We start from the raw sequence: 26,027 nt of genomic DNA, 5'->3' as shown, positions 1-26,027 counted from the left end.
TGCCGAGTTTTTATTAATTATTTAGTTAATTCAAAGTTTACACCGGCCTCATTAGAGTTTGTGACACTTTTATTAATTAAAGTGTAACCTGCAATTGAAATTTTTGATTCTATATTTGAAGCTGTATTTGTAGTTTCAGGATTATAAAAACTACATTCATATGTGTTATCATCTTTCTTTTTAATTACAAACATTCCTTTTTCTTTTAATTCAACAGTAATTCCGTTTATGTCAAAAGTTTTAGTACTATCACTATAATTAACCCCAGCAAATACTCCATCATTATCTTTTATCACATGAAAATCTTCATCTTGTTTAACAATACTTACATTATTATTCTTCGGTTTAAAATCACTTTTTGATAAACCAGGATACAAAACATACGCATATTTATTTTCAGACGTATTATGTGTTTGTGTTACTTCGTAATAATCATCATTTTTTTGAGTAGTGCTTTGACTGTTGTTAATATCTTTCCACTTACCAGTATGACTTTCTTTTTTTACAGTTATTTTTGGCTTGTCTAAGAAATGATAACCAATGTTCTTTTTAGTATCGTTGGACTCTAAAAAGACTGAATCGGTTTCCTGATTATCGGAATTGGTTGTTTGCGTATCATCTTTATATAATTTATAATCATTCGCTTTGCGATTTCCTACAGTTGTAACTGAATTCTTTGATGAATCAGTACTTTTAATGCCAGTTCCTAAGAAGACAATTTTATCGTTTAATATGAAATATGATTTTTTGGCAGTTAAAGTTTTGTTTTGATTTTCAAAATCCATACCGATGCTTGCGTATTTATTATTTAATTTTGTCCCGCCAACAAAGGAATTATTATTCTTAGTATTTGTAGATGGCATATCATTTAAAGTAGTAGTACCTGGAAGACGAGTCATATCGGCTGTCGCCCAGAAATTATCGCGATAGTGTTTGACATCGCTGTTATATAAATAAGACATTCCAGCACCAGTGTGCCAACCTTTTAAATTCTCTCCGTTGATACTTTCATAACGAGCAACGTTTTTCGATGTCATACTTAAACCAAATGCAAAGTCCAGTTCTTTATTGTGATAAGTGACACGATCCATGTCATTATATATTTTAAGTTGTTGTGTTAAATCGTTAGTAGAGATAGATTTATCATCTATTAACTTTTTCATTTTATCTATGTCTGAATATGAATTTAAATAATCATTTTGGTTGTAACTTGAATCAGAATTAACAGAAGTTTTGACGATTTGCTTATATCTAGTTTTTGTTGATTCATCCATGGTATCACTCAATCTCAACAATGATTTCATTACAGTCGCTGACGCTGTATGACTCGTTTCATTTTCACGACTGATAGCTCTACCTCGTGATAAATCCATCATTTCACCTTTATAAATTAATGGCATAAATCCTTCATCAATCCAATTGCTTAATGTAGCATTATCTTGTGTATGTTTAAAAGGAGATTCTTTTATCATCGGCATCATTTGAGAAATTCCCTCTAATAGTACAACACCATAAGCACCAGTGTAAGGGACATCTTGATGATCAATGTAAGAGCCATCTTTATAGAATCCATTGCGAGCTTTACCAGTGGCAGAATCTTGAACATAAGTGAACACTTTATTAAAAGAATCTATAGACTTTTTCATCATATCTACATCTTCTTCAATAACACTTTCTAAAAGTTTTACTTTAGAAATGTCTACTAAATTTCCACCTTTAGCATCTTCTGATTCACCAACAGAAGATAAAATTTTGTCACTGGATGGTGCATATGTACTAATAGGTTTTGAATAATTTTTCATTTCATCTTTAGTGAGCATATCATCCATTAGAAGTAGTGTATTTGTTAATGCTCTTGGCGTACCAATTTCATAATCCCACCAATTCAATGAGTTATTCTTTTTACTAGAATCTTTTTCTTTTCGATTGGTGGTTAAATTTGAGACTTTTTGAGAAGGATTCTTGCCATAAACACTTTTATGCATCCAATCTAGGGCTTCTTTTATTTTCAACTTGTTTTCATCTGTTTTTAATGAAGTATTCTTATGTCGCATTGCTTCTGCGATTTTCTCGATATTACGATAGGTTTTTGTCATATGAGAAGAATTAGTTTCAAGGTTTTCAGCTCCTGACCACAAATATGTTCTATTTGTATCAGTTTTCATATCTTCAAGTAACTTTTTAGCTTCTTTTTCTTTAGTATCAAACTTCTTCTTCATATCTTGATTATTCTCATCATACTGATCATAACCATAGTTAACGTCTAGCCACGTCTTCTTCAATTTTTCATAATCTGGCGTTTGAACATTCGTATTAGCCACAGCAATTTGATGTTTATCAACATTTCTAAATTCACCATTATTTAAAGTAATCACTCCGGCCATTAATAACGTAATGGTGGATAATTTTTGCCATTTCTTCATTTTATATGTCATTGACATGTCTCCTTTTTGTGTTGCGTGTGTGCAATTAATATTATGATTAATTAATAATTCAACTTTCCAAAGGATTGGAAAATTCGTTGATGCATGGAAACTATCAGTCACCATGAGATTTATTTAATATCTAAAAATGTAAAGAAATTAAAATTGGAAAATTAAATATTAACAATCTTATCGATTATAACATTTTAAATAATTAAGTTATACAATATTTATAATAATTAAAATTAATGTAATGTAAACTGTTAGAAATGAGACAAATTTTGATTTAAGTAATAAAATGGTAAGTGAATCTAAGAAGATATTAATTTATATTTATAATAAGATTGCTATTTTATATATAATGCGAAATGCAAAGTCAGCACGACTTTATGTATTTATTACTATTTCAAGCGAGTAATTATTAAAAGTATTTTGAAACAACGCATTATAAGAGGCGTATACGGAACAAAGAAAAAAGATAGCATGTCAAAGTAAATTGGTTTTTGAAATCTAAAATCTATAAGAAATAAGACGCTAGGGGATTAAAATGAAAAAAAGATATGTATTTGTGGTAGTTGTTGCAATAATAATAGGCCTAATTGTTATTGCTTATGCGCATAATAAACAAATAAAGGCTCATTACATTGAGACACAAGAAAAACGAATTGATTTGTATTTTAAGCATAATCTTAACAATTATAAAAATATGAAAGTGACAGATTTCCATAAAACTCCGATGGGTGGGTATTTCATTGTAGGTTATATAAATGATGATAAAAAATATAAATTCCAAGCAAGTATAGATTCGGGAAGCAATAATCAATATCAGAAAGATATTGGTTACCATGAAGATAAATTAGGCAAATTATTCAAAGAAAAAGACCCTAAATATAAACTCTCAGTCGATGAAATAATTGAAAAAGAACACTTAGACAAAAGTGAATATGAAGCCGATCCACCATTATTCTTCTTTTCAGGGAGACTAGAGTGATGAAAAAGAAATATATTTTAATATTGCTTACAGTAATTTTAATAGGACTGGTAGTCGTGGTATGTGTGACTCATAAACATAAAAAAGAACATTATATTGAGACGCAAGAAAAGAGAATAGATTTATTTTTTAAGTATAACCTGAATCATTATAAGTCACTTAAAGTAACGAGATTTAAAAAGTCGCCAATGGACAGTTATTTTATAGGTGGTTATATAAATAACAATAAAGATTATGAATTTCAAGCTTTTATTAATGTAGGTGATAGAAAGCAATTTCAAAGAGATATAGGATATGACGAAGAAAAACTTGGAAAACTAATAAAGGAGAAAGAAGTAAAAAATTGGAAAACCGTCGATCAAATAATTAAAAAAGAACACTTAGATAAAAGTGAATATGAAGCGGAACCACCGTTGTTCTTCTTTTCAGGATCGTTGGATTAGATTAGGTTAGGTTGTATGGTGTAATAAAAATTATTATTATCCTCACAATCATTAAAGTACAAAAGTATTTAAAAAAATCATTACATAACATACAAAAAGTGAGTATTACTAATGCCAGAATTAATAATACTCGCTTTTTTGCATATATAATTGATTAAAACTATAGCTATACAGATAAACAGAACAATCTCTAAATTTAATATGATAAACTCTTTTGATCATATATCAGATGTAGTCTTATGAAATAGATTTAGGAAATTTCCAACAGGCGGTATAAAAAATAGTAAGAACTTTAGCACTGGATAACTTTGAACTATCGCAAATTTAATTATTGATATAACAAAAATTAAGACTAATAATAACCAACTATATTTTTGTGAAAAAAACCTTTGAACAGTAAGTAGGGACAACTTTCTTTACAGATGACCAGTCTATTAAAATAAATCAGCTTTTTGGGGAATTATTTTACTTAGACTGGTACTCTATAGTTTCTCAAATATCTTGTATTTTAATTTGACGAATTCTATTTTAAGAGGATAGATTCTCTTTCTTCAAGCATTAATAAAATCGCCTACATTTAAAATTAAACAACCATTTAAAGGGGTTTTTTAATAAAGCTAGGCGACTCATTATTGAGTTGATCAAATATCATTGAAGCCAGAGCAAGTCCATAAAATATTTGTAACTGCTATTACTTTACCATCCTCATTTTCAAAATAAAGTATATCTTCTTTATCTTCATTCTCTAAATGTAAATATTCTATTTCTTAGATTTCCCAAGTTGCTATATGTCGCAATGTTTAGTTGCCTAACTTCCGATATTGAACTCATCAGTCCAATTTGGCATAGAGCCTTTTTAGTTCTTGATGTTTCTCTTTAAAACCTTGCATATTTTACAAAAAGAAAAATTAGCAGTATAATTGAGATAACGAAAATAAGTATTTACTTATACACCAATCCCCTCACTATTTGCGGTAGTGAGGGGATTTTTATTGGTGCGGCTATATGTCACCTATTTTGTATTGCGTCTACTTAGCCAATAAGAAAAAAACGCAATGGCACAGCCACTGATGACTGGTGCTATGATGTGAACGAAAATAAGCATCACCTTATACACCTCCTCTCTGCGTCTAAATTGACGCCTGAGAGTTAGGCGACTCTACTATTATATCATCTAATTGGACAAATTCTATGAGAGTAGATTTTGTTAATTTAAGAAAGAAGAACATTTAGTTCAGAGTTTAAGTTGCAAATGGTTAGATTATATGAAAATGGTAAGCCTAGGAATGAAATTATACGGTAGTATGATTTAAAACCTATGACGTTAGGAAAATGGATAAAGCAACATCAAAAATCAGGTTCATTCAATCATCAAGATAACTTAACAGATGAAGAAAAAGAGCTGATTAAATTACGCAAAGAAGTTCAACATTTAAAAATGGAGAACGATATTTTAAAGCAAGCAGCGCTGATTATGGGGCAAAAATAGAAGTCATTCAAAAGAATGCACATCAATATTCAGTACCAGCAATGTGTAAAGTCCTAAAAATACTAAGAATTACCTATTATGATTCTATAAAAAGAAAAGATAATAAAATCACTAAAGATGATTCAAACGTAGAACGTGCCGTCATAAATATTTTTAATTCTACCTGTAGCCAATTAAAAAACCTCCGTTTAATTCTAGACTGCTATTACTTGAAAATGAATAAAAGGTTGAAAAGGAAAAGTACTTAAATCTATAGTTACAAAAATTCAAAATAGATACAACAAAAAGGAATTATATTAAATGATTTAACAAAGGCTTAAAATACATTATCTATTAAAAAAATAATAGGTGATTGATACATATAATGATTCAAAATTAAATGTTAGTTCTAATTAAGGGAATACAGTTCAAGACTATGCAAACTCATTTATAAACATTGTCCGTTTATAGATTGGTATGCGTGGTCTATTTTTATAAAATATATTTAATTATGGGTTTAAACATCTATAACAAAATCCTAACAGCAAAAAATAAATCTACATTAATCATTTATCGCGACTCAAGGAAATCATATATTTCTATTCCTTCTAACATATCGTCAATTTTAATGAGTAATTTCTCTACTAATATTCTAGGCAAATAGGCACGTGCTTTAGTGGCTTGCATCCATGCTGGTTTTGGATCATATTCGTCAATGTACCATTCAATGACTGTTGGTTTGATCATTTGACATAATCCAGCCGCGCCAAATTGACCATCAGATTCTTTTGTAATAATTGCATGTAAAATTAAATGCTCGATTAGATCACAGTACACTAAGTTTTCTTTCTTTTGAACGTCGTATGAGTACTTAAATTTGGAAATGAATCTTAGGTCAGATAAGTTTTGGAATTTATCCTCGTTTATGTGATGACAATATAATCCTTCACTAGCTTTAGAGTATTTTCCTTTTGAAATACTTTTGATTTCTCCATTTAAAAATCGCGTGTATGATTTTTCCTTATAATAATCATCGGTTACAACCCCATATTTATTTAAAAGGTATGCTACAGCTTGCGAGTATGTAGCGTCTAATAATTGACTATATTCATTATATTTAGCTATATATTCATTTTTCTCCACTTCAATATTCCTCTTTTCAAACTTTATGATATGAAATGCTTCTAATTTACAAAGAATAAAATCAATACTCACGTAGTTACATTCGACTTTTATATGTCTATTACTCTTGTATAATACGCCAATTGATTAATATTTTGTCATTGAATTCCACATTTTTGTAATGATTTAATAGTTCTTCAGTTCTTTGTAAACAGACTGTAACTGTATCTTCAATTGATAAATTAAATGCCGCAAAATCTTCTAATTCAGTCCCTTTATGAATTAAATCGACAATGCTGTCTTTCACGCCTAGGGAAGAGAGCGTTTCCAACATATAAGGTGTAAAAAGCGTATGCTCTGCGTTTTCGATTGAAATAATGCCGAGTTTAAGTTGATTAAAAAGACCATGCATAGTCATTAAGGTGTATTTCTCAAGTTGTTGTATATTCTCAAATGTTATCATAGCGTTTCTCCTAAAAATTACGATTAATCAAAGTATGCCATTATTTAACTTTAGTTTCTTCAGAATTATTTGCCCCATCATCATGTTTTTCTTCTTTATTAACAGCATTTTTATCATTTTTATCGTCGACTTTTTGATCTGGTATGTCATTTTGAATTGCTTTGTTATTATCAATGTCATGATGTTGAATGTCTTCTGACTCACCATCTGTTTCATCATGATTGTTCATACCTGGATTGTATTTAGGGCTTCTCTTTTTAAATGCTTCAAATTCTTCTTTATCTTTTTCTGACATATCATCAAAAATATTAATAATTGTGCCGTTATGTCGGTTTACGATAGCGCAACGTTTTAAAGGTGTACCAACGGCATCTCGGACAAGATGTTCAACATAATATTCATGTTCATTGCTTCGTTCAAGATTTGTTTTATAATTTAATGTTTGATATTCATTAACGCCTCTAGCTTTATAATTGTTTCGAACGATATCTTCGGCTTCTTGTGGTGAAATTTGCTTGTCTGTATTTGACTGAGTAGTGTTGTCAGTTTGTTGCGTCTTTTTAGTAGTGTCATTTGATTTACTATTATTTTCTTTATGTTGATTAGCACCGCAGGCGGTTAATAGTGAAAATGATAATGTGATTGCAACGATAGCTTTGAATTTCATTTTTTAATCTCCTTATATTGCTATGTATATTTATTTTTACCGTAAAAGAAGGGTAGCTGAGCTACCCTGAAAATTTATTCTGTTGAAGCATCATACATGTTATTTTCGTTGTGATTATTTTGACTAGGTGGTGCTTCACTTGTAGCAGGTTTGCTTTGAGGTGCTGATTCTGCAGTAGCAGTTTCCGCTTTAGATTCACTTTTTTCTACACTAGATTTATCACTCTGAGATTCATCCTGTTTATCCTCATCTTTACTAGACTGTTCATTTTCTTCAGAATCGTTATTCGCACTAGAAGATGTAGCAGGTGTAGTAGCCGAAGCTTCATAACTTACATTATCGCTATTTGAACTTGCTGTAGCAACGTCCGCATCGTTGTTTTCTTTTTTACTTTTTGATGTTTTTTTAGCATCGGATAAATCAAATGTAATCTTCTTAACGCTAAATAAACTAGAAATAACTTCTAATTTTTTATCTTTTGCATTGGCTATGCTTTCTGACACATCGAAAACAATTTTACCTTGAGCAGTGCTATCTGGATTTATACGTTGTAAGAAAAATGAATTTTCTATACTACCGTTGTCATTTTGATTAGCAGACATTGAGCCTGTATTATCTGCTTCAAATGTTTTATCACCAGATTTCAGTTTAAACATTGAACTATCAATTGTTAATGCTTCTTTACCTTTATTTTTAATTGTAACATCAGCAACGACAAATGTACCTTTAGCATTTGTTGGTGCGATAGATGGACCAACTGATTTCATAGTTTCAACGGAATTAACTGTGACTTCAAGATCACCATTTTTTACAGTCTCTCCAATTTTATGGGTTTTGTTCGTTTCCTTAGAATTATTTCCACCCAGGTTACCAGTGATACCGGCTGTGCATGCAGAAATACCAATAATTATTAAAATAAATAATACTAGACAACCACCACAACCCCAGAACCATCCTTTTTTAGATTTCTTTTGCCCGTATTGCTGGTGCTGTTGGTTTTGTTGATTTTGGAAAGCTTGGAATTGTTCCCATTGTCTTCGCTCTTCTTCGCTTTTAAATTGATTGCTCATGCCTAAAAAATCTCCCTCATTATAAACTATGTGATTTGTGTATCAAGCTAAATACAATTTGAATAAATTTTTATCGCTTGTTGCTTAACCTTTACCTGGTTCACATGCACGATTATCCTTATCTCTATCAAGATGAGGTCGATAGGCTGGATGACCTGCATTTACACCATTAGGATAAACTTTTCTTAGTTCCGTACAATTTGAAAATGACTGCTGTGTATTCGATTCTGGTTCAGGTGAAGTCTTTGGCTGTGAAGGTTGTTGATTTTGTTTTGACTTATCATTATCTTTAAGGTTCTTTTGTGGGTTGTCATCAATATTATTTGTATTAGTTTCTTCATTTGATGATTTAACTTGAGGTGTAGATTGTGTATTGTCATGTTGTCTCGACTCTGAATTTTCATTTGTAACTGTTGCATCTGTTTCTTGTTTATCTTTGTCAGTATTTTTATCAGATTTTGACTTATCTTCTTTTTTATTTTTGTCTTTACTACTCGTTTCTGTTTTTGACGATTTATTAGATGACGAATCGTCATTGTTACCTATAAGCATTGAACATGATGATATTAAGATAATTAATAAAATTAAAGAAATAAGACATCCACCACATCCTTTTAACATGCCACGTCTTTCAGAACTTTTATCAGTTTGGTTTTGATCCTTGTTGTTTTCAGTATTCAATAGTTAATCTCCTCTATATTTGTATGTTAATTTCATGAATTGCTGTAAAACCTTGATGCTAATTAGAGGGAGTTGCTTATGTGTAAAACGCTTACACTAAATCACATAATCATATTTTAACAAATTAGTGGTGAGAATACTTTAATTTTTTTCAAAACTTTAAAATTATTTTTGGATTGTGAAAATGCTAATTTTAAAATTCTAAAATTGTACCCTAGTGCAAATTGACATACACATGACAAATTTGATTAATAAAAACATAAAATAATTTTGGTATAATATGTTGTATTTAATTTTAGAGGTGTTGGTTTTGAGAAAATTTTTAAAACATAAGTGGATGAAAGTTTGTTTAATAATAAATGTTGTAATTATTTTAAGTAGTTGTGGCACGAGTAATAAAATAGAAGGTCAACATTTTGATATACAACAACACAATAAGAATATCGGTAGTATTTATTTTTCGTTAGATTATGCACAAGTTAAAGGTTTGGAAAAGGGGACTGCAAAGTATTTTATTAATAAAGTAGGTAGTAAACGTTATTTATTCATTGAATATATTCCAAATGATGTACTGAATTGTAAGCCGGAATTTTGGGAAACGCAGAAATATAAAAAAGAAAAGAACACATATTATGTATACTTGATTGAAAATTTAGATGATGAAGTATTTCATTTAAGTGCGTTACAGAACATTGATCAGAAATCTATTAATGATGTAGATGATTTGGCCTCAATTGCTAAATCACCACATCAAAATGATAGAATTACATTAAAAATTAAAAAATCATAAATGATATAAGTAGACGAATGATTTAACGATATGTATTGAGCATTAAAACAATCATATCAATGAATCAATTTGTCTGCTTTTTATATTTTTAAACATAACGCCTGCTAGAATGTCATAAAATCGTTATAATTATAATGTAGATGAATATGGGGGAATAGAGTATGGATTTTTGGTTATATAAACAAGCACAACAAAATGGCCAACACATTGCGATTACAGATGGTCAAGTTTCCTACACCTATCGAGATTTATATCTTAAGGCGTATCGTTTGGCTATGAAACTCAAAAGTTATCAACAATCGCGTGTTGGACTATACATAGATAATTCAATTGAATCTGTCGTTTTAATTCATGCATGTTGGTTGGCTAATATTGAAATTGCAATGATTAATACAAGATTGACGCCAAATGAAATGGTGAAGCAAATGAGGTCAATTGATGTGAAATTGATTTTTTGTACTTTGCCACTGAATTTGGAAGGCTTTCATATTGTATCGTTGGATGATATTGAATGTGATGGTACGGATATTTCAATTAACGGTTTGCTGAACAACACAATGGACGTTCAATATGATACATCGAACGAAACTTCGGGGCAACGTGATTCAACCTCTAACATATTAAACACGTCATTTAATCTAGATGACATTGCATCCATTATGTTTACGTCAGGGACAACTGGTCCTCAAAAAGCGGTGCCGCAAACGTTTCGTAATCATTATGCTAGTGCAATCGGTTGTAAAGATAGTTTGGGATTTGATCATGACACAATTTGGCTATCTGTATTGCCGATTTATCATATTTCAGGTCTCAGTGTACTCATAAGAGCTGTTATTGAAGGGTTTACGGTGCGTATTGTTAATAAATTTAATGCCGAACTAATTTTAAATATGATAAAAAATGAACGTATAACACACATTTCACTTGTGCCCCAAACATTAAATTGGCTAATGCAACAAGGTTTACACGAACCATTTAATTTACAAAAAATATTACTCGGTGGTGCTAAATTATCTGCTAATATGATAGATACGTCGTTACGATATAATTTACCGATATATAATTCTTTTGGTATGACTGAGACATGTTCACAATTTTTAACTGCAACACCGCAAATGTTGTATGAACGTCCTGATACCGTTGGCATGCCAAGTGCCAATGTTGACGTAAAAATTAAAAATCCTAATAAAGAAGGTCATGGGGAATTATTGATTAAAGGTGCCAATGTAATGAATGGATATTTGTATCCAACAGATTTAACGGATACGTTTGAAAATGGTTATTTTAATACGGGTGACATTGCTGAAATAGATCATGCAGGTTATGTCATGATTTATGACCGACGTAAAGATTTAATCATTAGTGGCGGTGAAAATATTTATCCTTATCAAATTGAAACGGTAGCGAAGCAATTTCCAGGTATCAATGACGCAGTATGTGTAGGGCATCCTGATGATACTTGGGGACAAGTACCTAAATTATATTTTGTAAGTGAAAATGACATTTCTGAAGCGCAATTGATTGCATATTTGTCACAACATTTAGCAAAATATAAAGTTCCTAAATACTTTGAAAAGGTTGATACGTTACCTTATACATCGACTGGTAAATTACAAAGGAATAAGTTGAATAGAGGGTGATTTAGTGAAATTGACGGCTTTGCATTTTTATAAATATAGTGAACCATTTAAGTCCAAAATTGTAACTCCGAAAGTCACTTTAACTCATCGTGATTGTTTGTTTATTGAAATAATTGATGATAAAGGCAATTCATATTTTGGTGAATGTAATGCTTTTCAAACAGATTGGTATAATCGTGAAACAATCGATGCTGTGAAACAAGTAATTGAGCAATGGTTCATAGATATTAAAAATAAATCATTCGAAACGTATGAAGTGGCACTTGAGTTATTGGCACCTTTGGAAGATACGCCTGCTGCAAGAGCAACTGTTGTTATGGCATTGTATCAAATTTTTCACACTTTACCGTCATTTTCAGTAGCATATGGTGCGACAGTAAGTGGGTTATCTAACAAACAACTAGCTGCCTTGAAAGTAACAAAACCTGCCAGAATTAAGTTAAAGTGGACGTCTCAAATTATAGATCAAATAAAATCGTTACGTGAGTTAGACTTTCAGTTTCAATTAGTAGTTGATGCAAATGAGTCATTAACCCGTCAAGACATGACACAGTTACAATTATTAGCACATGAAAATATACTTTATATCGAAGAGCCATTTAAAGATATCTCAATGATTGATGAAGTAGTGAGTGAAACTAAACCTCCAATCGCTCTTGATGAAAAAGCGACATCGTTGTCAGTCATTATTAATTTGATAGAACAATATGATGTGGATGTTATCGTACTAAAGCCATTTCGACTTGGTGGCATTGATAAAGTGCAAATTGCTATGAAGACATTAAAAGAGTATGGCGTAAAGGTAGTAATTGGTGGCATGTATGAATATGGCTTGAGCCGTTATTTTACAGCAATGCTTGCTTGTAATGGTGACTATCCTGGAGATGTAACGCCAGCAGGTTATTATTTTGAACAAGATGTAGTTGAATATTCAGGCATATTAAAAGAGGAACGCCTCGAATTTCGTCCCCCTAAGGTAGATATAACTCAATTAAAACCATATTAATGGTGATGTTTATGCGAATGTTTACTTGTTGACTTGTCTTTTTTTATAGGAACAGGGTCAAAGCCGCCTTTATGAAGCGGATGACATTTTAAAATTCGACGAATACCTAAGTAAAGGCCTTTGAAAGCGCCATGATATTGAATGGCTTCTCTAGTGTATTCTGAACACGTTGGATAAAAACGACAAGTAGGTGGCGTAAGTGGCGAAATGAATCGTTGATAAAAGTGAATCATTGCCAAAAATATCTTTTTCATGAATTAATGCCTCCAACAATATTGATTAATTATTATTTTAACATAGAATGTAGGGATGTGATGCGTGTGAAGTTTTGGGATAAGGACAATCGTCAAGTTAATTTAACATTTAAAACGGATAATGAGGTAGCAAATGGCAATCACGTGTTGGCTATTCCAACGTTTGAAAATCAATTACTTTTTACAAAGCATAATATTAGAGGAATTGAATTTCCTGGTGGCAAAAGGGAACACGGGGAAAGCAGCATTGAAGCAGTAACTCGAGAATTATATGAAGAAACTGGTGCCAAAGTTAAAAATATTCATTACATAGCACAATATCGTATTGAGACTCACGACCAACTTCAATTTGTTAAAGATGTGTATTTTATAGAAGTTGACTCATTAGTAAGCAAGAACAATTATTTAGAAACAGCAGGGCCAGTGTTGTATAAATGTATAAATGATATAGAAGAAGCAGAGAAAAGTTTCTTACTTCAAGATAGTACCATTTTAAAATGTGTAGAGAGGGTGCAATCACTTGGATTTTATCAAAAGCAAACGAATGCCAATTGAATCTTTTACGCACCATTTTGAAGAAGTAACATTTTTGTCAGATGATTTAAAAGTAAAGGCACTTATGATGACACCATATCAATCTGTAAAAAGGATTGTAGTATACTTGCGGGGTGGCAAAGGTCAAGTAGGTCGAGTTCGTGCAGGAAGACTAATGCAATTTGCTGATGAACAAACTTTAATAATTGGTCCATACTATCGTGGTAACAATGGTAGTGAAGGTAGAGATGAATTTTATCGTGGAGATTTAAATGATGTGACACAACTATTGCGGTTGCTTCATAGTAAATATCCACATGCATTTATACACATGGTTGGTTTTTCGCGAGGTGGTTTACAAGGATTGTTGACATTTCGAGACTTACCAGTAACAAGTTATACAATCTGGGGTGGTGTCTCAGATATTTATTTAATGTATGAAGAACGTGTCGATTTAAGAGGCATGCTTCGGAGAATGATTGGTCATCCCAAAAAAGATCATGAAGCATATGAGGCACGACAGGCCATTCCAAATATAGATGAAAATAGTCCGCCGATTTTAATTGTGCATGGAGGTAAAGATAAACAGGTTGGCATTCAACATGCGTATCATTTAGCAGAACAGCTAGAGTTAAAAGGTGCCATACATGAAACATTTTATCAAATGGCGGAAGGGCATGTGCCGAGACCACCAGCCATGGTTGAAGCTTTGACTTATATTAAAGCGTTTATGAGTAAAGCTGAAATGAATAAGTAGTTGTAATGCGTGATAATATTGTCTTCTTAAAATTGGATTTCTAGAAGTGTGCGATACAATCGTGGAAAAATAAATCAAGTCATATAAGGCGAATAATTTTATTATTCTTGACTAGAACAGCGATTGTCACGATACACAACAAAAATTTAAAATTTTATTAACATAAATAACGAGCCAACCATTGTTTCTAATAACAGCGGTTGGCTCTTTGATTAGTATTCAATTTTATTTGTTGAAGCTACCTTTTTCAGCAATATGTTCAACTTTCTTACCGAATTTTTCAAAATTCTTTTCAAAACGTTGAATTAAATCTTCTGCTTGTGCTTTATATTTCTCTTTGTCGCTCCAAGCATTAATTGGATTTAAAATTGTCTTAGGAACATCTTCAATTTCTACAGGAATGCTTAAACCAAACGTACTATCTTTTGTATATTCAGCATTTTTCAACTTACCTGAAATAGCTTGATTTACCATTTGGCGTGTGTAATGTAAGCTGATTCTACGTCCGATACCATATTTCCCACCAGTCCATCCAGTGTTAACTAGATATACATCAACGTCATGCTGATCAATTAATTCACCTAGTAGGTCCGCATAAACAGTAGGATGTAACGGGAAGAAAGGTGCACCGAAACATGTTGAGAATGATGGTTCAGGTTCTGTAACACCACGCTCTGTACCAGCTAATTTAGAAGTGAAACCACTTAAGAAGTGATACATAGCTTGATCTTTATTTAATTTTGAAATTGGTGGAATGACACCAAATGCATCTGCAGTTAAGAAAATGATTGTATTTGGATGTGCCGCTTTTGATGGTACGACAATGTTATCTATATGATTAATTGGATAAGCCGCACGAGTATTTTCAGTGTAGCGATTGTCTTCGAAGTCTACTGAACCGTCCTCAGCCACGACAGTATTCTCTAAAATTGCACCATATTTGATTGCGTCAAAGATCTGTGGTTCTTTTTCTTTGGAAAGATTGATTGCTTTTGCATAGCAGCCGCCTTCAATATTAAATACGCCGTTTTTATTCCATCCGTGTTCATCATCACCGATTAATTTACGATGTGGGTCAGCTGATAATGTTGTTTTACCAGTACCAGATAGACCGAAGAATAAAGCTACATCGCCTTTTTCACCAACATTTGCTGAACAATGCATGCTCATAATATCTTGCATCGGTAATAAGTAATTCATTACAGAGAAAATACCTTTTTTCATTTCGCCAGCGTATTCAGTACCACCGATTAAAATGACTTTATGTTTAAATGAAATAATGACAAATGTTTCAGATTTAGTACCATCTACTTCTGGATCTGCTTTAAAATGTGGGGCAGAAACGATAGTGAAGTTTGGTTTAATCTTTGTAGCTTCTTCTTTTGATTCAGGTCGGATAAACATATTTTTAGCAAATAAATTATGCCAAGCTAATTCATTGATGACTGTCAATTTTAACATTGTATCTTTATCGCTACCTGCGTATCCTTTGAAAACATATAACTCATCTTTTTTATCTAAATAGTCTAATACTTTATGGTATAACTTTAAGAAAGTTTCTTCATCGATAGGTTGATTGATATCTCCCCAGTCGATGTTATCTCTATATGAAGGTTCTGAGACAAAAAATTTGTCTTTAGGCGAGCGACCAGTGTATTTACCAGTGCTTGCATTAACAGCTCCAAGTTCTGTTAATACGCCTTCCTTATTATCTAAAATTTTATTATAAAGTTGTGTCGTCGAAAGCTGAAAATGTGACGTTGGTTTTTTCAATAATTTGTCAATTTTAGTTGTTTCAGTGTATGTGTCTACTGACATCCTAAATCCCTCCAAAGCGATAGTTTAAATGTAAGCCTTTACATTTAATTAGTATAACACATTAACATAATTAATCTACAATATTTTACTGTAAATTTATTTATCAAAAATTGACATTAATTCATTAATTAGGTAGTATTATTTTTAACGGATTCTCTTATCCTGAGTGGTGGAGGGACATGGACCCAATGAAACCCAGCAACCTCTTTTTTATAAAAGAAAGGTGCCAAACCGTTTGCAGACAAATAGGTCTGAACGATAAGAGCGAATGGACGTATTAGGCCTTCTCTCTATACTTATAGTTAGAAGGCCTTTTTTATTTAGCTCACAGAGAGAGAATTTTCGTAATATAAATTTAAAGGAGCAAACTATGTTAAATAACAAACGATTATTTACTTCAGAGTCTGTTACAGAAGGACACCCAGATAAAATCGCTGACCAAGTGTCAGATGCAATATTAGATGCTATTTTAAAAGACGACCCAAATGCACGTGTAGCTTGTGAAACAACAGTTACAACAGGAATGGCATTAATCGCCGGCGAAATTTCTACAACAACATATGTTGATATTCCGAAAGTTGTTAGAGAAACAATTAAAGAAATTGGATACACAAGAGCAAAATATGGCTATGATTATGAAACAATGGCAATTTTAACTGCGATTGATGAACAATCACCTGACATTGCGCAAGGTGTGGATAAAGCGTTAGAATATCGTGACAAAGATAGTGAAGAAGAGATTGAAGCTACTGGTGCAGGTGACCAAGGTTTAATGTTTGGTTATGCAACAAACGAAACAGAAACGTATATGCCTTTAGCTATCTATCTATCACATCAATTAGCTAAACGTTTATCAGATGTTCGTAAAGATGGTACATTAAACTATTTACGACCAGATGGTAAAGTTCAAGTTACTGTTGAATATGATGAAAATGATAATCCAGTACGTATTGATACGATTGTTGTTTCAACACAACATGCGGAAGATGTGACGTTAGAGCAAATTCAAGAAGACATTAAAGCACATGTCATTTATCCTACTGTTCCTGAAAACTTGATTAATGAACAAACTAAATTTTACATCAACCCAACAGGACGTTTTGTAATCGGTGGACCTCAAGGTGATGCTGGATTAACAGGCCGTAAAATTATAGTTGATACTTATGGAGGCTATGCACGTCATGGTGGTGGTTGCTTTAGTGGTAAGGATCCAACAAAAGTAGACCGTTCAGCTGCATATGCTGCACGTTATGTTGCTAAAAATATAGTTGCAGCGGGCTTAGCAGATCAATGTGAAGTTCAATTAGCATATGCCATTGGTGTTGCAGAGCCAGTTTCAATTGCAATTGATACATTTGGAACTGGAAAGGTTTCTGAAAGTCAACTTGTTGAAGCAGTAAGAAAGCACTTTGACTTAAGACCGGCTGGCATTATTAAAATGCTTGATTTGAAACAACCAATTTATAAACAAACTGCTGCATACGGTCATTTTGGACGTACAGATGTATTATTCCCATGGGAAAAATTAGATAAAGTAGAAGAATTAAAAGACGCAGTTAAATAATGATTCGAACTAAATAAGGCTAATTAATAGATTTTCGGTATATAAATGATATTATGTATCGAAAATCTTTAGCTTTTCTATTATAATTAAAGTTATTCATATATTATAAAGGAGCGTTGTTGTGATGGATTTATCTTCACCAGTAGTCATTGGACTCATTACTGCAGTAGTTATTGCATTAATCTTTTTTGTCCTTTTCTTAATTGCATTAGGCAGTAAGAAAAAAGTTAAGCGACAAACAGAAGAAAAGTATGAACAACAAGAACAAAACATTAAAAAGTCTCATGAAGAAGCTTTAGAAAAAGAGCGTATTCAGAATAAGAAGACAATTACGAAACAACAAGAAGATTACAACCACATGGTTAGTACAAAAGACCGTGAGATTGATGCATTAAAATTGTTCTCGAAAAATCATAGTGAATATGTAACGGACATGAGATTAATTGGCATTCGTGAAAGATTAGTTAAAGAAAAGCGAATTCGACCAGAAGATATGCACATTATGGCAAATATCTTTTTACCAAAGGATGGCTTTAATAATATTGAACGCATTAGTCATTTAGTATTAACTAGAACTGGACTATATATTATTGATTCCCAATTGTTGAAAGGTCATGTATATAATGGTATCAGTGGCGGTCAATTTAAAGATTTACCACCAATGGAACAAGTATTTGATACATTAGATTTAGATAAATCTAGACCGCAAACTATTGTTATGGATCAAAATGATGACAAACGTTCATTATCATTTGTGAATTATTCAGATCAAATTGAGGCAATTAAACAATTAGCTGAAGACTTACAAAAAGAATTGGGTGCCAAATATACGCCAACTTCAATTTTATACTTCAATCCTAAAAATGAAGGTGACGTAACGATTTCAAATTATAATCAAAATAGCGCTGTAAAAGTACTTGTTGGTGCAGAACAATTAGATGAATTCTTTAACAAATTTGTATTCCATGGTCGTATTCAATACAATGTTGAAGACTTACAACAAATGATGGATAAAATCGAATCATTCAATTAAATGTTAGGCTGAAGTGATGACTATATAGTTGTTACCTCAGCTTTTTTATTTTGTTATACATTAAAAGGCATTGAGTTTTACGTGCGACAAATTGTTGTGTAGTGTCATACATTAAAAAGAATTGAGTTATACGTGCGACAAAGTTTTATATTGGATCATATATTAAAAAGAATTACCTTTGCACTTTGACTAATATTAAAGTGATATAACTAGAATTTTAGTGGTTGATCACCAAAAGTGTTTTTAAATGAATGAGTGAAGTTAGATTTGTTATGATAACAGAGTATAATACATCATAAAAGAGAGGCGATATTAATGGAGGTTAAACGATTTTATAACGGGAACAAAATGCCACAAATTGGTTTAGGAACTTTTCGTGTTGAAAATGATGAAAATTGCATGAAAAGTGTTAAACATGCAATTGAGCAAGGATATCGTAGCATTGATACTGCAAAAGTATATGGGAATGAAGAGCAAGTTGGAGCAGGTATTCGTGCTGGATTGGAATCAACTGGATTAAGTAGGGAGGACTTATTTATTACTTCAAAATTATATTTTGAAGATTTTGGTAGAGAAAATGTTGCCAATGCTTATCACGCTAGTTTAACACGCCTCGGTTTAACATATTTAGATTTATACTTAGTACATTGGCCAGGTACGAACGAAGCCGTTATGGTTGATACGTGGAAAGGTATGGAAGATTTATATAAAAATAATGAAGTAAGAAATATTGGCGTTAGCAATTTTGAACCTGATCATTTGGAGGCGTTGTTGGCACAAGTGTCAATCAAGCCGGTTATTAATCAAGTTGAATTTCATCCATATTTAACACAACATAAATTGAAATTATACTTGGAAGCGCAACATATTGTGATGGAATCTTGGTCACCATTGATGAATGCACAAATATTAGATGATGAAACAATTAAAGAGATTGCTAAAGAATTAGGGAAATCAGCGCCACAAGTAGTTATAAGATGGAACATACAGCATGGTGTAGTAACGATACCTAAATCTGTCACACCTGAAAGAATTACTGAAAACATAAATATATTCGATTTCAATTTAACAGATGAGCAAATGAAGCGAATCGATGCTTTGAATCAAGATAGAAGAATTGGACCTGATCCAAAAACATTTGAAGGCTAAGTTAAAACCATTCAAGTTTTGCAATGGTTAGACGAATTATTAGAACTCAATGTCCCAAGCTCGCATCAGTATTAGGATTTACTCTAAAACGATTAATAGTTTTATAAGAAGGTGTTTGATTTTGAGCTAACCACATCATTCGAATACTGTCATGAAGTAGTTTCTCTATTCTACGACCAGAAAATACAGATTGAGTGTATGCATATAAGATAATTTTTAACATCATTTTTGGATGATAAGATGTTGCGCCACGATGGTGTCTGAATTCATCGAATTCACTATCAGGTATCGTTTCAACAATTTCATTAACATATCGCGAAATATCAATTTGAGGAATTCTAACAGAAGTTTTTATTGGTAGTGTAAGTTGGGTCATGTTATAATTTTTATACATAAGGCACCTCGTTAATTTAGTTTAGTGGTATTTATTAAATTATACGAAGGGACCCAACACATAAAATTCAAATTATTGAATTATACATTTATGTGCAAGTTGGGCAAAGTGTCTTATTTTTTAAAGTATTTAAAAGTAAAATTACTTGTTAATACGTAGTATTAATGGCGAGACTCCTGAGGGAGCAGTGCCAGTCGAAGACAGGGGCCCCAACACAGAAGCTGACATATAGTCAGCTTACAACAATGTGCCGGTTGGGGTGGCTGAGACGGCATCCTAGGAAGGGACCCGTCATCAAAAATTCTATTTATAGAATTTTACAATTATGTGCCAGACGGGCATAGCGAAGCCATTCAATACGAAGTATTGTATAAATATAGAACAGCAGTAAGATATTTTCTAATTGAAAATTATCTTACTGCTGTTTTTTTAGGGATTTATGTCCCAGCCTGTTTTATGTTCGACTAGTTTGGAGCATTGATTGATGTTCGCAGTTTTTAAACGGTAATAATGATTGTTTAATAATGGTAGGCATTATCCAGGGACTAAAAATTTGTATGAAAATTAAAAATGCTTTATTCAGTTTGGTGTGTGCATACCATTTTACTGAATAAAGCATTTTTTAAATATGAAAGCCGATATAACAAGCAATAAATCCTATAATGAATTGTAAAAGTGAATAATTGATAAAATGTGTTAACTTAAGCTTAGGCGTCATCATTAATGTAAGCTCTTTTGCTAACGTTGAAAAAGTTGTAAGTCCACCTAAAAATCCTGTGACCAAAAGAGCAGGTAACCACGTATTTGAAATTGCCATTCCCATTATTAGCCCGATGAGAAAGCTACCAATGAGGTTAACAATAAGTGTTGGGATTGGTAATTGTGATGTGAATTTAGCATTACAATAATCTGTTAATGCACCTCTAACAACTGCACCAAAGCCACCACCAATCATAACTAATAATGTAGCTATCATGAAATGGCACCTCCAATTTTCATACCACAGTGACATAATAAGATCCCTAGCACATAACTTGTTACGGCATATAATAGCAATGTTACAAATTGCTGATGTTCAAACATATGTACTAATTCTATTTGAAATGTTGAAAAAGTTGTTAATGCACCTAAAAATCCTGTTGTAATTGCTTTCTTTAATGTTGGACGATTTTTTAAAAAAGCAATGGATAAAGTAGTTAAAAATCCCATAACAAAAGCGCCTATTAAATTCGCAACAAAAGTACCAACAGGAAATGTACCAGATACATTTAGAAATGAAATTAGATAACGTATAAGCGCACCTAAAGCGCCACCTATAAAAATATATACATATTGCAATTGATTCACCTCGAATGATAAAGCTTTATCTTTAATCAAAAACGAGGTTTTGACAATGTTGCGATTATAAAAAATCACGTAATTGCCAAACCTCAATATAGTTAGATCATGCTGTCTATGACTATACAGAAATGATGTATAGTTTTTATGAAGCATTGGCATTTTGATATAGCCAATGGTATTTAATCTGATGTGTAAATAAATTTAACAATCTACATTCAAATAAATGCTTTGGTGATTTGACTTAAATTAAACCAAATGTATGAACGATTGAAAAAATATGAACTAAAATTACAATTAAAATAATCCATGGTAAACTTTTACTAGCAACTCTAATCCAATCAGCATCAGGTTTTAATGCTTTTATTGAACGATCCGCAAAAATAATCGCCAAAATAAGAATAATTGAATTAACAATACTACAGAAGAATATTAATTTTATGAATGAATTAAAAAGTCCACTTAGAAAAACATTATTTGTATTAAAGAAAAAGCTTAAAATAATCATTAAGCTAGATAAGTAAAAGTGTTTTTTTGAACGAGACATGCTTGACCTCCTGGATGATTATCATTTACATATCGTATCATAAACGACCATAAAACAATAGTTTAAATACTATCTTGACACAATGTTGCAAAAGTAATTTATTCATTTTCTAGGCAAAAAATTAGCTATATATTATAAAAGCGTGATATAAATGTTTTATATAACAAAGAAATAAAAATCATTTTATACAAATGGTTGTAAGAAAAAGACATGCAGATGTTGTTAAAATTTTAATAAGAACCAAGGAGGCTATATTATATGGCTAAACTAAATGTTGAAGTATTTGCAGATGGTGCAGATATTGAAGAAATGAAAGCAGCTTATAAAAACAAGCAAGTGGATGGTTTTACTACTAATCCAAGTTTAATGGCAAAAGCGGGTGTTACAGATTATAAAGCATTTGCTGAAGAAGCTGTGAAAGAAATTCCAGATGCATCTATTTCATTCGAAGTATTTGCTGATGATTTAGAAACTATGGAAAAAGAAGCAGCTATTTTAAAACAATATGGTGACAATGTTTTCGTTAAAATTCCAATTGTTAATACAAAAGGTGAATCAACAATTCCATTAATTAAAAAACTTTCAGCTGACAATGTAAGATTAAATGTAACTGCTGTATATACTATCGAACAAGTTAAAGAAATTACAGAAGCAGTAACTGAAGGCGTACCAACATATGTTTCAGTATTTGCAGGAAGAATTGCTGATACAGGCGTAGATCCATTGCCATTGATGAAAGAAGCGGTGGAAGTGACACACAGCAAAGAAGGCGTTAAGTTATTATGGGCAAGTTGTCGTGAATTATTTAATGTCATTCAAGCTGATGAAATTGGTGCAGATATTATTACATGTCCAGCAGATGTTGTTAAAAAAGTGAACACAAACTTAGGTCGCGACATTAATGAATTACCAGTAGATACTGTTAAAGGCTTTGCAAAAGATATTCAAAGTTCAGGACTTTCAATTTTATAATTTAAAATACATTTAAACCCTCATAAGCATTGTGCTTTTGGGGGTTTTTAATTGATATGTAATTGGAGCCACACATAAATAGTTAAACAATAAATTAAGAAAACCACACACCTATTTAAGTCCGGCGTGTGGCTTTGTTGTATTTATATAATTCCGAAAAGTAAATGTCCAATAACAAATGAAAAGTTATCTATTTATTGTATTGTTATAATTTTAGTGTCACGTTGCAATTTTCAAAATGAATAATGATTAATCATATAGTGAAGCTGAATGACTTTAATGCTAAATAGCTAAGAGGTTATTTATAAAATGTATTAAAATTGGTACCTCTAATCGTTTTGTTTTTAAGTAAGTATAGCCAAAAATTAAACCTGAATAAAAATAAGGAAGATAACCAATCAGTGTGTCAGATGCATGTATTAGTGCGAAGAATATACTTGATACAATTAGTCCTAAGAAAAGATGGTTTCTAAATAAAACCCGTAAAATCAATCCACGACATATGATTTCTTCCGTGATTGGTGGAATTATTGCAATGCTGATTAGTGATAAGTGGAAAGGTATATCTTCAAACTCTTCATCTATCAACGTTTCATTTAATGTAGGTGGTGCGAACATAGCATATAAGCTATCCAACCCATACATTAACAAATAGCCAAAAATAATATAGAGAATATGAGTGAATTTTAATTTTTTGAATGATAACAAATTGATATTTAAAACTTTGAGAAGTACAACACCTAGTAATATAATGAATAATCCAACATACTCATGATCAATACTGACGTCTGTACCATAATTAATAACTAAAAATATGACTAACATCTTTAAAACTGCAATTAAATAATTATCCTTTGTTACAGATAAATCATCAACAAAAATATTGTTGTTCCTCGAAAACATATTAACTCTCCTAAAATAAAGATTGACGTTTAATTTTTAATAAAAATTAAGTTAATTATACAAGATTTATTATTATTTTAAAAGCTTGTATATTATTAATTTGTATTGTGTATAGTTTTGTGGATAACATATTAAGATGCAATCAATAATGTATATCATTTCAATTTATCATTTTAAACTTACATTACCCCCATATTATAAAAAGCAGAGCTAGCAAGTTATTTAGAAAGTGCATTAAAATAGTAACTTCTAATCGTCTTGTTTTTAAATATGCTAGACCAAAAATTACTCCCGAATAAAGGTAAGGTAAGTATCCAATCCAAGTGTCTGATTCATGTAACGATGCAAAAGCTAGGCTAGATACAACTAAACCTAGTAATAAATGTTTTCTAAAAATAACCCTTATTAAAATACCGCGAAAAATAATTTCTTCCAAGAGCGGTGGAATAACTGCGATGGTAAGTATTGAAAAATATAGAGGCATATTTCTTATCTCATCTTCCAATATTTGTTCATTTTTAGGCGTCTCATGAAAGTATAGGTAAATGTTGTCTAAGCCAAAAAGTAAAAGGGCTCCACCAATTATAAGGGCAATTTGTCGCAACGTTATTTTTTTAAATGAAAATAAATTTATTTTCAAAATTTTTAAAAGGATGATACCGACAATTATTGTTAGAATTCCATATAATAAATGTGATTCACAAACAACAATAGCGATGAGGAAATAAATCGCAATAAAAATTCCTTTAAGTAGTGTGAAAAAATAATTTCCATTAACAACTGATAAATCATCGTAAAAGAATTGATTGAATTTTTTTAACATAAATGATTTCTCCTAATTTATTAAAAATTCTATTAAACTGATGTGTTTCTTAAATCTACATTCATTATATGAAAATTACACACGTATTTAAAGGCGGTCTAAATTTACAAATATAATTTGTAAATATAACATTCTATTTATACCTTCAAACGAACACAAAATGAATTTGTAAAATGAATTTTGTAGATTTGACGCTCACATTTCTGTAAAATATATAAAATACCATGTAATTTGACTTTGAATTGAAAATTAGGTCAAAAAATCAAAGGAGAGAAATCCTTAATTATGAGTAAAAAATTGTTTGATAAAAAAGTGAAAAAGCAATTGTGGTTTTTAAATAAGAAAGAAAAGCATGATTTAGATCAACATTTGGCATCAATCTCAGAATCTGACAATGTAAATGTAAACAAGCCAATTACATTTGCTAACGCTTATTTACGTCAATACATTTTCAAAGATAAAGAAGCGAAAAGCTACAGTATGTTTTTAATATTAGTTGTGATGATTTTCGCTTATGTTGCATTACTGGGCATTTTCTTATTTGGATTAATAACTAGCTTATCAGGAGTGCAATTTTTCGTTAATCCAAAGGTGGATTTATCGACAACTGTTGTTATATTAACCATCATTGGAGCTATTTTATTAATGTTTGTCAGCATATATTTAATTAAAATCGTAACATCATACTTCACTAAGAAATTACTAGAACTTAAATTTAATTCTAAATAGAATGTTCAATAAAATGTTTTAATGCTAGACTTTCTTGACATTTTTTCGATATAAGGGAAAATGGTTCATCAACTTCTAAAGTAATGCCTTTCTTAAAATGTATTAAAGTTGAATTATTTTTAGCAGTCATACCAATAATATAGTGTGCATTGATATAAATTTGTATCGGTGCACGTTTTTGTTTTATAGGGAAAAGTATTGCTTTGTGGTCAAGGTATATAGGAATTAATTTATTAATATTTAGGAGGTTTTTTGCGGTTTCAATTTGTAATTCTGGTGTTTTGAAATGAAGTTTCGCGTAATATGCGACTAATTTATTTATTGAAATAGGAAGATTATAATTGTAATTTAGAAAAACACAATCTGTTTTAATGTGATTCGAAGATGCAGTTTTGATATAAAGTAAATGTTTAGTAGAAATTTCTTGCAAATAGATTACTCCTTTAAA

General features: G+C 31.2%; 28 protein-coding genes, 2 pseudogenes and 1 riboswitch. Of the genes and pseudogenes, 13 read left to right on the top strand and 17 right to left on the bottom strand.

Translation table 11 applies throughout. The features are described from left to right. Positions 1–17: 17 nt before the first annotated feature. Positions 18–2,435, bottom strand: a complete 2,418-nt coding sequence (locus ML436_08865; protein ID UMT77305.1) for a polysaccharide lyase 8 family protein — start codon at positions 2,433–2,435, stop codon at positions 18–20. 535 nt (positions 2,436–2,970) lie between these two features. Between ML436_08865 and ML436_08860 the strand changes: the two genes are divergently transcribed. Together ML436_08860 and ML436_08855 are read left to right on the top strand one after the other, a co-directional pair. After that, on the top strand, positions 2,971–3,414 hold the full coding sequence (locus tag ML436_08860) for a DUF1433 domain-containing protein (protein ID UMT77304.1): 444 nt from the start codon (positions 2,971–2,973) through the stop codon (positions 3,412–3,414). Continuing rightward, positions 3,414–3,857: a DUF1433 domain-containing protein gene (locus ML436_08855; protein ID UMT77303.1), complete on the top strand. Its 444-nt coding sequence runs from the start codon at positions 3,414–3,416 to the stop codon at positions 3,855–3,857. The genes ML436_08860 and ML436_08855 overlap by 1 nt, the downstream gene beginning before the upstream one ends. Positions 3,858–4,649: 792 nt before the next feature. Here ML436_08855 and ML436_08850 read toward each other — a convergent pair. Together ML436_08850 and pepA1 are read right to left on the bottom strand one after the other, a co-directional pair. Then, positions 4,650–4,747, bottom strand: a pseudogene (locus tag ML436_08850) (hypothetical protein). A 122-nt stretch (positions 4,748–4,869) separates the two neighbouring features. After that, positions 4,870–4,965: a type I toxin-antitoxin system Fst family toxin PepA1 gene (gene pepA1 / locus ML436_08845; protein UMT77302.1), complete on the bottom strand. Its 96-nt coding sequence runs from the start codon at positions 4,963–4,965 to the stop codon at positions 4,870–4,872. 210 nt (positions 4,966–5,175) lie between these two features. Here pepA1 and ML436_08840 point away from each other — a divergent pair, with 210 nt between their 5' ends. Next, a complete protein-coding gene (locus tag ML436_08840; GenBank protein UMT77301.1) occupies positions 5,176–5,346 on the top strand; it encodes a hypothetical protein in 171 nt (56 codons plus the stop codon). Between the two features lie 549 nt (positions 5,347–5,895). Here the strand turns inward: ML436_08840 and ML436_08835 are convergent. From ML436_08835 to ML436_08815, 5 genes are all read right to left on the bottom strand, one after another. Further along, positions 5,896–6,468, bottom strand: a complete 573-nt coding sequence (locus ML436_08835; GenBank protein UMT77300.1) for a hypothetical protein — start codon at positions 6,466–6,468, stop codon at positions 5,896–5,898. A gap of 100 nt (positions 6,469–6,568) precedes the next feature. After that, a complete protein-coding gene (locus ML436_08830; protein UMT77299.1) occupies positions 6,569–6,910 on the bottom strand; it encodes a DUF3969 family protein in 342 nt (113 codons plus the stop codon). A 40-nt stretch (positions 6,911–6,950) separates the two neighbouring features. Then, on the bottom strand, positions 6,951–7,577 hold the full coding sequence (locus tag ML436_08825) for a hypothetical protein (GenBank protein UMT77298.1): 627 nt from the start codon (positions 7,575–7,577) through the stop codon (positions 6,951–6,953). Positions 7,578–7,651: 74 nt separating this feature from the next. Next, positions 7,652–8,647, bottom strand: a complete 996-nt coding sequence (locus ML436_08820; GenBank protein ID UMT77297.1) for a DUF4352 domain-containing protein — start codon at positions 8,645–8,647, stop codon at positions 7,652–7,654. 84 nt (positions 8,648–8,731) lie between these two features. After that, entirely contained in the window at positions 8,732–9,328 is a 597-nt protein-coding gene (locus ML436_08815) for an excalibur calcium-binding domain-containing protein (GenBank protein ID UMT77296.1), read from the bottom strand. A gap of 310 nt (positions 9,329–9,638) precedes the next feature. Here ML436_08815 and ML436_08810 point away from each other — a divergent pair, with 310 nt between their 5' ends. The 3 genes from ML436_08810 to menC all read left to right on the top strand — a co-directional run bounded on the left by ML436_08810 (position 9,639) and on the right by menC (position 12,764). Beyond that, positions 9,639–10,118 (top strand): DUF4909 domain-containing protein, encoded by a 480-nt coding sequence (locus ML436_08810; GenBank protein ID UMT77295.1) that lies wholly within the window; start codon positions 9,639–9,641, stop codon positions 10,116–10,118. A 161-nt stretch (positions 10,119–10,279) separates the two neighbouring features. Then, positions 10,280–11,758: an o-succinylbenzoate--CoA ligase gene (gene menE, locus ML436_08805; protein ID UMT77294.1), complete on the top strand. Its 1,479-nt coding sequence runs from the start codon at positions 10,280–10,282 to the stop codon at positions 11,756–11,758. A 4-nt stretch (positions 11,759–11,762) separates the two neighbouring features. Continuing rightward, positions 11,763–12,764, top strand: a complete 1,002-nt coding sequence (gene menC, locus ML436_08800) for an o-succinylbenzoate synthase (GenBank protein ID UMT77293.1) — start codon at positions 11,763–11,765, stop codon at positions 12,762–12,764. Here menC and yidD read toward each other — a convergent pair. Further along, on the bottom strand, positions 12,761–13,018 hold the full coding sequence (yidD, locus tag ML436_08795) for a membrane protein insertion efficiency factor YidD (GenBank protein ID UMT77292.1): 258 nt from the start codon (positions 13,016–13,018) through the stop codon (positions 12,761–12,763). The two genes, menC and yidD, sit on opposite strands and share 4 nt — an antisense overlap. 66 nt (positions 13,019–13,084) lie before the next feature. Here yidD and ytkD point away from each other — a divergent pair, with 66 nt between their 5' ends. Beyond that, positions 13,085–13,573 (top strand): nucleoside triphosphatase YtkD, encoded by a 489-nt coding sequence (gene ytkD, locus ML436_08790; protein UMT77291.1) that lies wholly within the window; start codon positions 13,085–13,087, stop codon positions 13,571–13,573. Then, entirely contained in the window at positions 13,563–14,309 is a 747-nt protein-coding gene (locus tag ML436_08785) for a prolyl oligopeptidase family serine peptidase (GenBank protein ID UMT79508.1), read from the top strand. The genes ytkD and ML436_08785 overlap by 11 nt, the downstream gene beginning before the upstream one ends. A 225-nt stretch (positions 14,310–14,534) precedes the next feature. Here the strand turns inward: ML436_08785 and pckA are convergent, their stop codons facing one another. After that, entirely contained in the window at positions 14,535–16,127 is a 1,593-nt protein-coding gene (pckA, locus tag ML436_08780) for a phosphoenolpyruvate carboxykinase (ATP) (protein ID UMT77290.1), read from the bottom strand. Positions 16,128–16,281: 154 nt separating this feature from the next. Further along, positions 16,282–16,392: riboswitch (SAM riboswitch) on the top strand. Positions 16,393–16,497: 105 nt separating this feature from the next. On the opposite strand from pckA, the gene metK reads away from it, so the two are divergent. From metK to ML436_08765, 3 genes are all read left to right on the top strand, one after another. Further along, positions 16,498–17,691, top strand: coding sequence for a methionine adenosyltransferase (gene metK, locus ML436_08775; GenBank protein UMT77289.1), 1,194 nt, complete (start codon positions 16,498–16,500; stop codon positions 17,689–17,691). A 124-nt stretch (positions 17,692–17,815) separates the two neighbouring features. After that, positions 17,816–18,724 (top strand): NERD domain-containing protein, encoded by a 909-nt coding sequence (locus tag ML436_08770; protein UMT77288.1) that lies wholly within the window; start codon positions 17,816–17,818, stop codon positions 18,722–18,724. Between the two features lie 315 nt (positions 18,725–19,039). Then, the gene (locus ML436_08765) at positions 19,040–19,873 is read left to right on the top strand and encodes an aldo/keto reductase (protein UMT77287.1); all 834 of its coding nucleotides are present in this window, start codon (positions 19,040–19,042) and stop codon (positions 19,871–19,873) included. Positions 19,874–19,934: 61 nt separating this feature from the next. Here ML436_08765 and ML436_08760 read toward each other — a convergent pair. From ML436_08760 to ML436_08745, 4 genes and pseudogenes are all read right to left on the bottom strand, one after another. Beyond that, a pseudogene (locus ML436_08760) lies at positions 19,935–20,267 on the bottom strand (transposase). A 622-nt stretch (positions 20,268–20,889) separates the two neighbouring features. Continuing rightward, positions 20,890–21,243 (bottom strand): CrcB family protein, encoded by a 354-nt coding sequence (locus tag ML436_08755; GenBank protein UMT77286.1) that lies wholly within the window; start codon positions 21,241–21,243, stop codon positions 20,890–20,892. Continuing rightward, entirely contained in the window at positions 21,240–21,605 is a 366-nt protein-coding gene (gene crcB, locus ML436_08750; GenBank protein ID UMT77285.1) for a fluoride efflux transporter CrcB, read from the bottom strand. Before crcB ends, ML436_08755 begins: the two co-directional genes overlap by 4 nt. 244 nt (positions 21,606–21,849) lie before the next feature. Beyond that, on the bottom strand, positions 21,850–22,152 hold the full coding sequence (locus ML436_08745; GenBank protein ID UMT77284.1) for a hypothetical protein: 303 nt from the start codon (positions 22,150–22,152) through the stop codon (positions 21,850–21,852). A 258-nt stretch (positions 22,153–22,410) separates the two neighbouring features. Here ML436_08745 and ML436_08740 point away from each other — a divergent pair, with 258 nt between their 5' ends. Beyond that, positions 22,411–23,124, top strand: coding sequence for a transaldolase (locus ML436_08740; GenBank protein ID UMT77283.1), 714 nt, complete (start codon positions 22,411–22,413; stop codon positions 23,122–23,124). Between the two features lie 282 nt (positions 23,125–23,406). Here the strand turns inward: ML436_08740 and ML436_08735 are convergent, their stop codons facing one another. Then, complete coding sequence (locus ML436_08735; GenBank protein UMT77282.1) at positions 23,407–24,027, bottom strand: CPBP family intramembrane metalloprotease; 621 nt, start codon at positions 24,025–24,027, stop codon at positions 23,407–23,409. Between the two features lie 184 nt (positions 24,028–24,211). Next, the gene (locus ML436_08730; GenBank protein UMT77281.1) at positions 24,212–24,850 is read right to left on the bottom strand and encodes a CPBP family intramembrane metalloprotease; all 639 of its coding nucleotides are present in this window, start codon (positions 24,848–24,850) and stop codon (positions 24,212–24,214) included. A gap of 285 nt (positions 24,851–25,135) precedes the next feature. Here ML436_08730 and ML436_08725 point away from each other — a divergent pair, with 285 nt between their 5' ends. Next, complete coding sequence (locus tag ML436_08725; protein ID UMT77280.1) at positions 25,136–25,579, top strand: hypothetical protein; 444 nt, start codon at positions 25,136–25,138, stop codon at positions 25,577–25,579. Here ML436_08725 and ML436_08720 read toward each other — a convergent pair. Further along, on the bottom strand, positions 25,572–26,009 hold the full coding sequence (locus ML436_08720; protein UMT77279.1) for a competence protein ComK: 438 nt from the start codon (positions 26,007–26,009) through the stop codon (positions 25,572–25,574). The two genes, ML436_08725 and ML436_08720, sit on opposite strands and share 8 nt — an antisense overlap. Between the last annotated feature and the right edge of the window lie 18 nt (positions 26,010–26,027).

This window comes from Staphylococcus roterodami (assembly GCA_022493055.1).
In the GTDB taxonomy this organism is placed as follows: Bacteria; Bacillota; Bacilli; order Staphylococcales; family Staphylococcaceae; genus Staphylococcus; species Staphylococcus singaporensis.
This window is presented reverse-complemented; position numbering and strand designations above follow the sequence as displayed.

What these genes read in the sequence shown, in the direction of transcription:
- ML436_08865 (UMT77305.1), bottom strand. Translation starts at nt 2,435, where the DNA reads ATGACATATAAAATGAAGAAATGGCAAAAATTATCCACCATTACGTTA.
- ML436_08860 (UMT77304.1), top strand. Translation starts at nt 2,971, where the DNA reads ATGAAAAAAAGATATGTATTTGTGGTAGTTGTTGCAATAATAATAGGC.
- ML436_08855 (UMT77303.1), top strand. Translation starts at nt 3,414, where the DNA reads ATGAAAAAGAAATATATTTTAATATTGCTTACAGTAATTTTAATAGGA.
- ML436_08840 (UMT77301.1), top strand. Translation starts at nt 5,176, where the DNA reads ATGACGTTAGGAAAATGGATAAAGCAACATCAAAAATCAGGTTCATTC.
- ML436_08830 (UMT77299.1), bottom strand. Translation starts at nt 6,910, where the DNA reads ATGATAACATTTGAGAATATACAACAACTTGAGAAATACACCTTAATG.
- ML436_08825 (UMT77298.1), bottom strand. Translation starts at nt 7,577, where the DNA reads ATGAAATTCAAAGCTATCGTTGCAATCACATTATCATTTTCACTATTA.
- ML436_08820 (UMT77297.1), bottom strand. Translation starts at nt 8,647, where the DNA reads ATGAGCAATCAATTTAAAAGCGAAGAAGAGCGAAGACAATGGGAACAA.
- menE (UMT77294.1), top strand. Translation starts at nt 10,280, where the DNA reads ATGGATTTTTGGTTATATAAACAAGCACAACAAAATGGCCAACACATT.
- yidD (UMT77292.1), bottom strand. Translation starts at nt 13,018, where the DNA reads ATGAAAAAGATATTTTTGGCAATGATTCACTTTTATCAACGATTCATT.
- ML436_08785 (UMT79508.1), top strand. Translation starts at nt 13,563, where the DNA reads ATGCCAATTGAATCTTTTACGCACCATTTTGAAGAAGTAACATTTTTG.
- pckA (UMT77290.1), bottom strand. Translation starts at nt 16,127, where the DNA reads ATGTCAGTAGACACATACACTGAAACAACTAAAATTGACAAATTATTG.
- metK (UMT77289.1), top strand. Translation starts at nt 16,498, where the DNA reads ATGTTAAATAACAAACGATTATTTACTTCAGAGTCTGTTACAGAAGGA.
- ML436_08770 (UMT77288.1), top strand. Translation starts at nt 17,816, where the DNA reads ATGGATTTATCTTCACCAGTAGTCATTGGACTCATTACTGCAGTAGTT.
- ML436_08765 (UMT77287.1), top strand. Translation starts at nt 19,040, where the DNA reads ATGGAGGTTAAACGATTTTATAACGGGAACAAAATGCCACAAATTGGT.
- ML436_08755 (UMT77286.1), bottom strand. Translation starts at nt 21,243, where the DNA reads ATGATAGCTACATTATTAGTTATGATTGGTGGTGGCTTTGGTGCAGTT.
- ML436_08745 (UMT77284.1), bottom strand. Translation starts at nt 22,152, where the DNA reads ATGTCTCGTTCAAAAAAACACTTTTACTTATCTAGCTTAATGATTATT.
- ML436_08740 (UMT77283.1), top strand. Translation starts at nt 22,411, where the DNA reads ATGGCTAAACTAAATGTTGAAGTATTTGCAGATGGTGCAGATATTGAA.
- ML436_08735 (UMT77282.1), bottom strand. Translation starts at nt 24,027, where the DNA reads ATGTTTTCGAGGAACAACAATATTTTTGTTGATGATTTATCTGTAACA.
- ML436_08730 (UMT77281.1), bottom strand. Translation starts at nt 24,850, where the DNA reads ATGTTAAAAAAATTCAATCAATTCTTTTACGATGATTTATCAGTTGTT.
- ML436_08725 (UMT77280.1), top strand. Translation starts at nt 25,136, where the DNA reads ATGAGTAAAAAATTGTTTGATAAAAAAGTGAAAAAGCAATTGTGGTTT.